The organism is Pseudomonas poae, assembly GCA_028869255.1.
Taxonomy (GTDB): Bacteria; Pseudomonadota; Gammaproteobacteria; order Pseudomonadales; family Pseudomonadaceae; genus Aquipseudomonas; species Aquipseudomonas poae_C.
This window is the reverse complement of record CP110972.1, coordinates 6,751,844-6,763,819: the sequence shown is the minus strand read 5'-3', so window position 1 is coordinate 6,763,819 and position 11,976 is coordinate 6,751,844. Positions and strand designations below refer to the sequence as shown.

7 protein-coding genes and 1 pseudogene are annotated in these 11,976 nt (G+C 58.7%); 2 read left to right on the top strand and 6 right to left on the bottom strand.

The genetic code is table 11. The annotated features are described in order from the left end of the window. Positions 1-44 precede the first annotated feature (44 nt). Both LRS56_30780 and LRS56_30775 read left to right on the top strand, forming a co-directional pair. Entirely contained in the window at positions 45-1,061 is a 1,017-nt protein-coding gene (locus LRS56_30780) for a class I SAM-dependent methyltransferase (protein WDU63004.1), read from the top strand. 87 nt (positions 1,062-1,148) lie between these two features. Then, positions 1,149-4,082: a DUF748 domain-containing protein gene (locus LRS56_30775; protein ID WDU63003.1), complete on the top strand. Its 2,934-nt coding sequence runs from the start codon at positions 1,149-1,151 to the stop codon at positions 4,080-4,082. A gap of 269 nt (positions 4,083-4,351) precedes the next feature. Here LRS56_30775 and LRS56_30770 read toward each other — a convergent pair whose 3' ends face one another. From LRS56_30770 to infB, 6 genes and pseudogenes are all read right to left on the bottom strand, one after another. Continuing rightward, positions 4,352-4,972 carry a BON domain-containing protein gene (locus LRS56_30770; GenBank protein WDU63002.1) on the bottom strand — a complete coding sequence of 207 codons (621 nt, stop codon included), beginning with the start codon at positions 4,970-4,972 and terminating at the stop codon, positions 4,352-4,354. Positions 4,973-5,267: 295 nt separating this feature from the next. Continuing rightward, a pseudogene (pnp, locus tag LRS56_30765) lies at positions 5,268-7,372 on the bottom strand (polyribonucleotide nucleotidyltransferase). A gap of 194 nt (positions 7,373-7,566) precedes the next feature. Further along, complete coding sequence (rpsO, locus tag LRS56_30760) at positions 7,567-7,836, bottom strand: 30S ribosomal protein S15 (protein ID WDU63001.1); 270 nt, start codon at positions 7,834-7,836, stop codon at positions 7,567-7,569. Between the two features lie 115 nt (positions 7,837-7,951). Beyond that, positions 7,952-8,869 (bottom strand): tRNA pseudouridine(55) synthase TruB, encoded by a 918-nt coding sequence (truB, locus tag LRS56_30755; protein WDU63000.1) that lies wholly within the window; start codon positions 8,867-8,869, stop codon positions 7,952-7,954. Between the two features lie 3 nt (positions 8,870-8,872). Continuing rightward, on the bottom strand, positions 8,873-9,268 hold the full coding sequence (gene rbfA, locus LRS56_30750; GenBank protein WDU62999.1) for a 30S ribosome-binding factor RbfA: 396 nt from the start codon (positions 9,266-9,268) through the stop codon (positions 8,873-8,875). A 159-nt stretch (positions 9,269-9,427) separates the two neighbouring features. After that, the gene (gene infB / locus LRS56_30745) at positions 9,428-11,953 is read right to left on the bottom strand and encodes a translation initiation factor IF-2 (protein WDU62998.1); all 2,526 of its coding nucleotides are present in this window, start codon (positions 11,951-11,953) and stop codon (positions 9,428-9,430) included. Between the last annotated feature and the right edge of the window lie 23 nt (positions 11,954-11,976).

Here is an 11,976-nt window from a genome sequence, read left to right as displayed (position 1 = left end):
CTCCGCGCCCAAATTGCCCCCCATTACTTAGCAAGGCGCGCTCCATGTCTTCCCTGAATCAGGCGCTGCGCGCCGCCCTCGATCAACGCCAAGACCTGCTTAACGAGCTGCATGCCCAGGGCACCGATTGCTATCGGCTGTTCCACGGCAGCCAGGAAGGCGCCGGCGGCCTGACCATCGACCGCTACGGCCCGCAACTGCTGGTGCAGAGCTTCCACCAGAGCCTGGAAACCGCCGACCTGTTGGCGCTGCATCAACAGGTCAACCAACACCTGGGCCTGGAACTGCTGCCGGTGTACAACGACCGCTCTCGCGGCAACTCGCGCATCGACCGCGAAGACACGGTGTACCGCGCCGAACCCGCCGCATTGGATGACCTGGTTGGCCACGAGTGGGGGCTCAATTACCGCGTGCGTGGGCGGCATGCCGGGCAGGACCCGCTGCTGTTCCTCGACCTGCGCAACACCCGTGGCTGGGTCAAGGACCACAGTGCCGGTAAAAGCGTGCTGAACCTGTTCGCCTACACCTGTGGCGTGGGCCTGAGCGCGGCTGCCGGTGGCGCACGTGAGGTGTGCAACCTGGACTTCGCCGAAGGCAACCTGGCGGTCGGCCGTGAGAACGGCCTGCTCAACCCACAGCTGCCCAGCATGGAGTTTGTGCAGTCCGACTACTTCCCGGCGATTCGCCAATTGGCCGGCCTGCCGATCACCCAGCGGCGCGGCCAGAAGTTGCCGAGCTATCCGCGCCTGGAGCAACGTCAATATGACTTGGTGTTACTCGACCCTCCGGCCTGGGCCAAGAGCGCATTCGGCACGGTCGACCTGCTGCGTGACTACCAGAGCCTGCTCAAGCCCGCGCTACTCGCCACCGCCGACAATGGCGTGCTGATCTGCTGCAACAACCTGGCAAAAGTCAGCATGGACGACTGGCGCGAGCAAGTTTTGCGCTGCGCAGAGAAAGCCGGGCGCCCGGTACGCGACTGGCAAATCATGACGCCTGGCGCCGACTTTCCTTCGCAGGATCAACAGCCTCCGCTGAAAACCCTGATCCTGCAGCTGTAGGGCTTTTCCCAAACAGCCCAGCACTTCGGAACCGAAATCCCGTGCCATACTCCAAGGCACTCTCGTTCGACATAGATGGCGTCACCCATGCCCAAAGGATTGATTCGCGCCGCTGGCGCCCTGTTGACCGCACTTGCTCTGTACAGCTTGCTGGGCTTTCTGATTCTGCCGGGCATCGCCCTTCGCATTGCCAACCAACAACTGGCCAATTACGCCACGGTGCCGGCTCGGATCGAGCGCATCGAGCTCAACCCGTTCAGCCTGGAAGTGACCCTGTGGGGCCTGAAGATCGGTGAGCCTGGCAAGGAACAGGTGGGTTTCGAGCGCCTCTACGCCAACCTGCAAATCGACAGTCTCTGGACCCGCGCCCTGCACCTGGCCGATGTACAACTGGACCAGCCGAAGACCGAGCTGCGGTTCGACAAATCCGGCCAATTGAACCTGGCGCAACTGTTCAAGCTGCCGCCGAGTGAACCGACCCCGGCCGACCCCGATGCCAAACCGTTCCCGCTGCGCATCGACAGCATCAAGCTGGCGGGCGGTTATGTGCATTTCCAGGATCTGCGCCCCAGCGAGCCGATCGAATTCCTCTACGACAAACTCGACTTCGAACTGAAAAACCTCAGCACGTTGCCCGAAGACAATGCCGACATGACCTTGGTCGCGGCTGGTCCGGAAGGTGGCCAGATCGACTGGAAAGGCAATGTCAGCCTGGTGCCGATCACCTCCAAAGGCACCCTGAAAGTCACCGACGGCAAGATGAAAGCCTGGTGGCCGTATGTACGTGACGCTCTGCCGCTGGTGCTTGAGGACGGCGTGCTCAACTTCAGCACCGAGTACACATTCAGCCTCGCCAAAGAGACCGAACTGAACCTGACCAACACCGCCGCCAGCATCGCGCCGTTCGCCATCAAGGCGCCGGATGGCCGCCCATTGGTGCGCCTGGAGCGACTGGACGTCAGCGAGACCAGCGTCGACCTGGCCAAGCAGCAGGTGGTGGTCGGCAAGATCCGCAGCAACAAACTGGAAACCTGGGCCGCCCGTGAAACCGACGGCCAACTCGACTGGCAAAAACTGTTCGCCAGCCAGCCGGCCAAACCGGCCACGGCACCGGAGCCCGCCACCGCGCCGGCCACCGCCGATTCGCCGAAACCTGCACCCGCCGCGCCCAGCAAGCCGTGGCAAGTGCTGCTCAAGGATGTGCAACTGCGCAACTACCAAGTGCACCTGGCTGACCGTGCGGTGAACCCGGCCGTGGCACTGGAGCTGGGCCCGCTGAATGTCGACCTGCAGAACTTCGACAGCCTCAACCAGAGCCCCTTCGCCCTCAAGATCGATACCGGCCTGGGCAAGCAAGGCAAGATCCAGGCGACCGGCGAGGTCAACCTCAACCCGGTCAGCGCCAAGCTCAAAGTGAACACCCAGGATATCGACTTGCGGGTTGCGCAGGCTTATATCAGCCCGTTTATCCGCCTGGAACTGCGTAGCGGCATGCTCGGCAGCAACCTGGATGTGAACCTCAAAAGCACCGCCCCTCTGAAGCTCCAGGTAACCGGCCGGGCCCAGGTGGACCAGTTGCATACCCTCGACACCCTCAAGACCCGCGACTTCCTCAAGTGGCAACGCCTGGTGCTGGAAGGCGTGAATTATCAGCACGGCGATAGCCTGTCGATCGACAAGGTCAACCTGCTGCAGCCGTATGCGCGCTTTATGATCAACGACGATCGCACCACCAACGTCGATGACCTGCTGATCCCACAGCCGCCCGACAGTGGCGCCAAATCGGCGGCCAAGCCCGCCGCCAGTAAAGACAAGCCCCTGGGCATTCATATCGGGCAGATTGCGATCAACGACGGCTCGGCCAACTTCGCCGACTTCAGCCTTACGCCTAACTTCGCCACGGCGATCCAACAGCTCAACGGGCAGATCGGCACCATTGACAGTCGCCAGGCCAAACCGGCCAGTGTCGACATCAAGGGCAAGGTGGATCGCTATGCGCCCGTGACGATCAAAGGCAGCGTGAACCCGTTTGACCCGATGGCGGCGCTGGATATCGCCACCAGTTTCAAACGGGTCGAACTGACGACATTGACCCCGTACTCCGGCAAATTTGCAGGCTTTCGTATCCGCAAGGGCCGTCTCAACCTTGACCTGCACTATGTGATTACCAAAGGCCAATTGAAGGCTGAAAACAAGGTCGTGATCGAACAGTTGCAACTGGGTGAGAAGGTCGACAGTGCCGATGCGGTGGATTTGCCGATTCGCCTGGCAATCGCCTTGCTCAAGGACTCCGACGGTAAAATCTCCCTTGAACTGCCGGTGACCGGCGACCTGAATAACCCGCAATTCAGCGTGATGCCGATTGTGTGGCAGACCCTGCGTAATCTGGTGGTGCGTGCGGCGACGGCGCCCTTCAAGTTTATCGGCGGGCTGGTGACCGGCGGGGGCTCGGAGGACTTGGGTAATGTGTCGTTCGCGGCGGGCTCAAGCGAATTGAACAAAGACGCCGAAGGCGCCCTGAACACCCTGGCCAAAGCGCTGAAAGAGCGCCCTACCCTGCGCCTGGAAATCGAAGGCACGGCAGCGGCCAGCAGCGACGGGCCATTCCTGGCCGCAGAGCGCCTGGAGCGTGAATACCAATACAACTACTACAAGATCCTTCAGCGCCGTGGCGACAAGGTCCCGGCCCAGGCGTCGTTGCTGGTGGTGCCCGAGAAGGAAAAGGCCCCCTTGCTCGAAGGCATCTACCGCACCCGCCTGAAACAGCAACCTCCGGCGGAATGGAAAGACCTGAGCAGCGATGATCGCTCCGCGAAACTGCGTGAGGGGGTGATCAAATTCTGGAGTGCCAGTGACGTACTGCTGCGCCAACTGGGCCAGGACCGAGCCAGTACCATCAAGGATTACCTGGTGGACAAGGGGCAGTTGGAAGATGATCGGGTGTACTTCATCGATGCCAACCTGGGGCAGGCCGAGAAGGATGGCCGTGTTGTGACCCCAATGCACCTGGATGCGGAGTAACCCGCGAGCAACACCCATCTGAATGTGGGAGCGGGCTTGCTCGCGAATGCGGAGTATCAGTCAATACATCTGTGACTGAACTACCGCTTTCGCGAGCAAGCCCGCTCCCACATTTTTAGATCTGCGTAATAGAACAGGCCCCGACACAAGTGCCGGGGCCTGTAATGACCACATCCGTGTGGCCGGTCGCATGAACTCGTGAGGTGCATTGAGTGGATATCTAACTCACTCTCCGCCGCCGACGTACAGTTCAGTCGAGGGGTTAAGCGTTATTCTGCTTTCAGGCCGTCGGCCGATACAGCTTTAACGCCTTTGATTTTCTTGGTGATCGCAACTGCAGTCTCTTTCTGCGATTCAGTCACAGCAGCAGTCGACGACAGGGAAACGACACCCTTGTTGGTTTCGACTTTGATGTCGGTGCCAGGAATGCCTTTCTCGGTTACCAGGTCAGCTTTCACTTTGGTAGTGATCCAGGTATCGGAAGTGGTCTCTTTGGCGCCGGCAGCTGCGCTTTTGGTTTTGTCGACGTTGTCGGCTTTGGTTGCGCCGCCAGCCAGCAGGCCGTCAGCGGAAACAGCAGTTACACCTTTAATGCGTTTGGTGATTGCAACTGCGGTAGCTTTTTGCGAATCGGAGATCGCTACGGTGGAGGACAGGGAAACCACACCTTTGTTGGTTTCAACCTTGATATCCCCACCAGGAATACCTTTCTCGGTCAGCAGGTCAGCTTTGACTTTAGTGGTGATCCAAGTGTCAGAAGTAGCTTCCTTGGCTTTGGTGGCTTCACCAGCTGCAAGGGTCATCGGCGCTTGGGAAGTCTGAGCAAAGGCAACGTTAGCACCCATGGCCAGGGTCAGAGCGGTAGCAGTAGCGAGAGCGAACTTCTTCATACGAGTAACTCCTGTTTTATTAAAAGTCTGCAGTGTGTGGACCTTGATGCTGCAGCGTTAACAGGGTTATTGCAGGCAGTGTGCCAAGTCTTGAATAAGAATTAAAACCTTATAAATCAACAACTTATAAAAATAGCCGATTTTCGAAATCGTGCAACTTGCATGAAGCTGATCGTGCCTGCATGCAAGTTGCGGCTTTTTCGATTTACTAAGCGCCTGATTTTTAGACACTTTCCACCAGGCATAAAAAAAGGACCCCGAAGAGTCCTTTTTTTCAGCGTGAAGCCTGGGGTAATTAAACGCCCGAAGCCTTGGCTGCTGCTACGTCCTTGATGGACAGCTTGATACGGCCGCGGTTGTCCACGTCCAGTACCAGCACTTCCACTTCCTGGCCTTCTTTCAGAATGTCGGTCACTTTCTCAACGCGAGCATCGCTCAGCATGGAGATGTGAACCAGACCGTCTTTGCCCGGCAGGATGTTGACGAATGCGCCGAAGTCGACGATGCGCTCAACCTTACCGACGTAGATCTTGCCGATCTCGGCTTCAGCGGTGATACCCAGGACGCGCTGACGTGCAGCTTCAGCCGCTTCCTTGGTTTCGCCGAAGATCTTGATCGAGCCGTCGTCTTCGATGTCGATCGAAGCCTTGGTCTCTTCACAGATTGCACGGATGGTCGCGCCGCCTTTACCGATAACATCACGGATTTTGTCGGTGTCGATTTTCATCGCGATCATGGTCGGAGCATTTTCCGACAGTTCGGTACGGGACTGACCAATGATCTGGTTCATCTGACCGAGGATGTTCAGGCGCGCTTCCAGGGCTTGGCCCAGAGCGATTTCCATGATTTCTTCGGTGATGCCCTTGATCTTGATGTCCATCTGCAGCGCGGTAACACCTTTGGCGGTACCGGCTACTTTGAAGTCCATGTCGCCCAGGTGGTCTTCGTCACCCAGGATGTCGGTCAGGATGGCGAACTTCTCGCCTTCTTTAACCAGGCCCATGGCGATACCGGCAACCGGTGCCTTCATCGGCACACCAGCGTCCATCAGCGCCAGGGAAGCACCGCAAACGGAAGCCATGGAGCTGGAACCGTTGGATTCGGTGATTTCCGACACTACACGGATGGTGTACGGGAACACGTCAGCAGCAGGCAGCATGGCCGAAATCGAACGACGGGCCAGGCGGCCGTGACCGATTTCGCGACGACCAGCGCCACCCATGCGACCACACTCGCCCACCGAGAACGGAGGGAAGTTGTAGTGCAGCATGAACGGGTCTTTTTCTCGCCTTCCAGGGTGTCCAGCAGCTGTGCGTCACGGGCAGTACCCAGGGTCGCGACGACCAGAGCCTGGGTTTCACCACGGGTGAACAGCGCCGAACCGTGAGTCTTCGGCAGCACGCCGACTTCGATGTTCAGCGGACGTACGGTGCGAGTGTCTCGACCGTCGATACGTGGCTTGCCGTTAACGATATTTTCGCGAACGGTGCGGTATTCGATTTCACCGAAAGCAGCTTTGACGTCACTGGAGGAAGGCTGGCCTTCTTCACCGGACAGCTTGGCTACAACCTGATCCTTCAACTCGCCCAGGCGAGCGTAACGGTCGGCCTTGACGGTGATGGTGTAGGCGTCGGAGATAGCAGCGCCGAACTCGGAGCGGATAGCGCCCAGCAGCTCGGTGGCTTCTGGCTGAGGAGCCCAGGTCCAGGTTGGCTTGGCAGCTTCAGCGGCCAGTTCTTTAACAGCGTTGATCACGACCTGGAACTCGTCGTGAGCAAACAGTACAGCGCCCAGCATCTGGTCTTCGGTCAGCTCTTTAGCTTCCGATTCGACCATCAACACGGCTTCCGAGGTACCGGCAACGACCATGTCCAGGCTCGACGCTTTTTGTTGCTCGTAAGTCGGGTTCAGCAGGTAGCCGGTGCTTTCGTGGAACGCAACGCGGGCAGCGCCGATCGGGCCATCGAAAGGAATGCCGGAGATTGCCAGGGCAGCCGAGGTACCGATCATCGCAGCGATGTCCGGATCGGTCTTCTTGCTGGTGGAAACGACGGTGCAGACAACCTGCACTTCGTTCATGAAGCCTTCTGGGAACAGCGGACGGATCGGACGGTCGATCAGTCGGGAAGTCAGGGTTTCTTTCTCGGAAGGACGGCCTTCGCGCTTGAAGAAACCGCCAGGGATCTTACCGGCAGCGTAAGTCTTTTCCTGGTAGTGAACGGAAAGAGGGAAAAAGCCTTTGCTTGGGTCAGCGGTCTTGGCGCCAACAACGGTCACCAATACGGTGACGTCATCGTCAACGGTAACCAGCACTGCGCCGGAGGCTTGACGGGCGATACGGCCTGTCTCAAGGGTAACGGTCGACTGACCGAACTGGAATTTTTTGATAACCGGGTTCACGGTGTCCTACCTTCTTTGTGGCTCTTGGGGAACTTGTTTTCTTGCGAAATTCTTGGGCAATGTCGGGAATCGGCCCGAGCCTGGTCCAGGGTAAAACGTGTATCCAGATAAAACTTGAGGCTGGGAGCCTGCCATGGGCCAGCGGGAATCCCACTGACACACGGCAGACAACCAACCTCTAGCGCAATCGCTTATTAGCGACGCAGACCCAGGCGACCGATCAGAGCCTGATAACGACCCAGATCCTTGCCTTTCAGGTAGTCCAGCAGCTTACGGCGCTGGTTTACCATGCGGATCAGACCACGACGGGAGTGGTGATCTTTACCGTTGGCCTTGAAGTGACCTTGCAGCTTGTTGATGTTGTGGGTCAGCAGTGCAACTTGCACTTCTGGCGAACCAGTGTCACCAACAGCTTGCTGATAGTCAGCTACGATTTGTGCTTTTTCTTGAACGTCGAGAGCCATGAGGCAATCCTTTTTTCAGGAAACCACCCAAAGGGCAGTTTCAACAGGCCAGGGACAAATCCCTGTATCTAAAAATGAGTAGTGACCGTGCCTGTTAACAGCCACCCTCGTTCGGTCATTCTGACCGAATCAGTCGACGTGGCGCGATGCGCCCGTCTTCGCTCACTTCACCGATACCGATAAAGCGACCGTTATGATCCTGTACCCGCACCATACCGAACTTCGGAGCGTCCGGGGCACGTACCGGCTGGCCGTTTAGCCAGTAGAACGCGCTGTGCTCCGAGAAGTGCAGCAATGGCCAATCGAGCAAACCGCTGTCCGATGGCATCAGGAAGCGATCAACCGCTTCATTGCCGCCCTCGGCGTGTACCGCTTCCAACTCTTCCAGCGTGACCGTCTGGGCCAGGCTGAAAGGACCGGCCTGGGTGCGTCGCAATTCTGCAACGTACGCGCCGCAACCGAGCTTTTCACCAATATCTTCCACCAGGGTACGGATATAGGTGCCTTTGCTGCAGTCCACGGCCAAGCGGGCAGTGTCGCCTTCATGGGCAAGCAATTCCAAGCGCGCAATAGTAACAGAACGCGGTTCGCGCTCCACTACTTCGCCCGCACGTGCCAGCTTGTAAAGAGGCTGACCATCACGCTTGAGCGCCGAGTACATCGGCGGTATCTGACTGATTTCCCCACGAAAACCGGGTAAAGCAGCCTCGATATCAGCACGACCAACGGTCACGTCGCGAACCTGCAGAACATCACCTTCGGCGTCAGCCGTGGTGGTGGTCTTGCCCAGTTGCATCAGGGTTTCATAACCCTTGTCGGAATCGAGCAGGTATTGCGAGAACTTGGTGGCCTCGCCAAAGCACAGCGGCAGCACGCCGGTGGCCAGGGGGTCGAGGCTGCCGGTGTGCCCGGCCTTCTCGGCATTGAGCAGCCAGCGGACCTTCTGCAGGGCGGCATTGGAGGTAAAGCCAATGGGCTTGTCGAGCAGAATGATGCCGCTGACGTTGCGACGGATACGTTTGACCTGAGCCACCGCTTACTCCTTGGCGTCTTCAGGTGTGGACGGGTGCTGGCTGTCTTCAGCCACGGCGCGCTCGATCAGTGCCGACAGGTGCGCACCACGCACGACGCTTTCGTCGTAGTGGAAGTGCAACTGCGGAACGCTGCGCAGCTTCATTTCACGGGCCAACTGCATGCGCAGGAAACCTGCGGCCGAGTTGAGCACCTTGATGCTTTGCGCGATTTCTTCGCTGCTGTCCTGCCCCATCACGGTGATGAAGATCTTGGCGTGACCTACGTCACGGCTGACTTCAACGGCGGTGATGGTGACCAGGCCAACGCGTGGGTCTTTGACTTCGCGACGGATCAGTTGGGCCAGCTCGCGCTGCATCTGATCGCCGATTCGCTGGGTACGGCTGTATTCTTTTGCCATGTCTTGTTACCTGTTACTGCCACACGGTGAAACCCGTGGGGTCTGAAAGCGGCAAACGCCCGGCCTGACAAAAGCCAGACCGGGCGTTGCGTTTAGAGTCCGGACACGGCGCGGGGCATTTGCATGCCCACACGCTGTGTGGCTCCTGAAGTGCGCGAGTTAGAGGCTGCGAGCAACCTGAACCTTCTCGTAGACTTCGATCTTGTCGCCAGCCTTGACGTCGTTGTAGCTCTTGACGCCAATACCGCATTCCATGCCGGCACGCACTTCGGAAGCGTCATCCTTGAAGCGGCGCAGGGATTCCAGCTCGCCTTCGAAGATAACGATGTCTTCACGCAGTACACGGATTGGACGGTTACGGTACACGGTACCTTCGATAACCATGCAACCGGCGATCGCGCCGAATTTCGGCGAGCGGAACACGTCACGCACCTCGGCAACACCCAGGATGTTCTCCCGCACGTCGCTGCCAAGCATGCCGGTGAGGGCTTTCTTGACGTCTTCGATGATGTCGTAGATGACGTTGTAGTAACGCATGTCCAGGCCTTCCTGCTCGACGATCTTGCGAGCGCCGGCATCGGCACGCACGTTGAAGCCGAACAGTACAGCGTTGGAAGCCAGTGCCAGGTTGGCGTCGGACTCGGTGATACCACCGACACCGCCACCGACAACGCGCACTTGCACTTCGTCGTTACCCAGGCCGTTCAAGGCGCCGTTCAACGCTTCGAGGGAACCACGTACGTCAGATTTGAGGACGATGTTAAGCGTCTTCTTCTCTTCCTGGCCCATGTTCTCGAAGATGTTTTCCAGCTTGCCGGCGTGAGCACGGGCCAGCTTGACTTCGCGGAACTTGCCTTGACGGAACAGAGCCACTTCACGGGCTTTCTTCTCGTCGGCAACCACGCTCATCTCGTCGCCAGCGTCCGGGGTACCGTCCAGGCCGAGGATCTCGACCGGGATAGCCGGGCCGGCTTCCTTGATTGGCTTGCCGTTCTCGTCGAGCATGGCACGTACACGGCCGTAGTTCGAACCGACCAGCACCATGTCGCCTTGGCGCAGGGTACCGTCTTGAACCAGAACGGTCGCAACCGGGCCACGGCCCTTGTCGAGACGGGACTCAACCACAACACCACGGCCAGGAGCCGATGGAGTAGCGGTCAGTTCCAGAACCTCGGCTTGCAACAGAACGGCTTCGAGCAGTTCGTCAACACCGGTACCCATCTTCGCCGAGACCGGTACGAATGGAGTGTCGCCACCCCACTCTTCGGACGTCACGCCGTGAACCGACAGTTCGCTACGGATGCGATCGAGATCAGCGCCCGGCTTGTCGATTTTGTTCACTGCAACCACCAGCGGTACGCCAGCTGCCTTGGCATGCTGAACGGCTTCGATGGTTTGCGGCATCACGCCGTCGTCGGCTGCAACCACCAGGATCACGATGTCGGTCGCCTTGGCACCACGGGCACGCATTGCGGTAAACGCGGCGTGACCAGGGGTGTCGAGGAACGTCACCATGCCACGGTCGGTTTCAACGTGGTATGCACCGATGTGCTGGGTAATACCGCCGGCTTCGCCTGCAGCAACCTTGGCACGACGGATGTAATCGAGCAGGGAAGTTTTACCGTGGTCAACGTGGCCCATTACGGTCACAACTGGAGCACGGGAAACCGCCTCACCTTCAAACTTCAGGGACTCGGCCAGGGAATCTTCCAGGGCGGTGTCGCTGACCAGGGTCACTTTGTGGCCCAGCTCTTCAGCAACCAGTTGGGCAGTTTCCTGATCCAGTACCTGGTTGATGGTGGCCGGAGTACCCAGCTTGAACATGAACTTGATGATTTCAGCAGCCTTGACCGACATCTGCTGAGCGAGGTCGCCAACAGTGATGGTCTCGCCGATCTTCACTTCACGCACGACAGGGCCGGTTGGGCTCTGGAAACCGTGGGCGTTGCGTTTTTTCAGCTTGGCCTTGCCGCGACCACCACGACGGAAGCCATCGCTTTCTTCGTCGGTAGTACGTGGGGCAACGCGTGGAGCAGGCGCTTTCTCTTTGACCGAAGCACGATGCGGAGCGTTTTTACGCTCGCCATCGCCGCCGCCACCGCGACGATTGTTATCGTCGGCACGTGGTTTATCCGGACGACGAGGTTCGTCACGCTTGCGGGCATCAGCTGCTGGAGCAGGTGCAGCGGCAACCGGAGCGGCCTCACGCACAGCTTCAACTGGCGCGCTAGGCGCGGCGACCGCTTCAGTGGCAGCAGGTTGCGCAGCAGCAGGCTGGCGACGCGCTTCTTCTTCGGCGCGACGCTTGGCTTCTTCTTCAGCCTTCTGACGTGCAGCATTTTCTACTGCGCGACGTTCTTCCAGTTCGCGTTTGCGCTCGGCTTCGATTTCTTCCGGGCTGCGCTGTACGAAGACTTTCTTCTTGCGTACTTCAACGCTGATGCTCTTGCTACCAGCAACACGCAGGGTGCTGGTGGTTTTGCGCTGCAATGTAATCTTGCGCGGTTCTTCCACTTTCGCCTTGTGGCTGCTCTTCAAGTGAGTCAGCAAAGACTGCTTCTCACTATCGCTCACACCTTCATCGGCGGCGGTGTGCGGCAGACCTGCCTCACGCATCTGCTGCAACAGGCGCTCTACCGGTGTTTTGACCTCATCGGCCAGTTGTTTCACCGTGACTTGCGTCATGCATTTCTCTCCTCAGGCCGCGC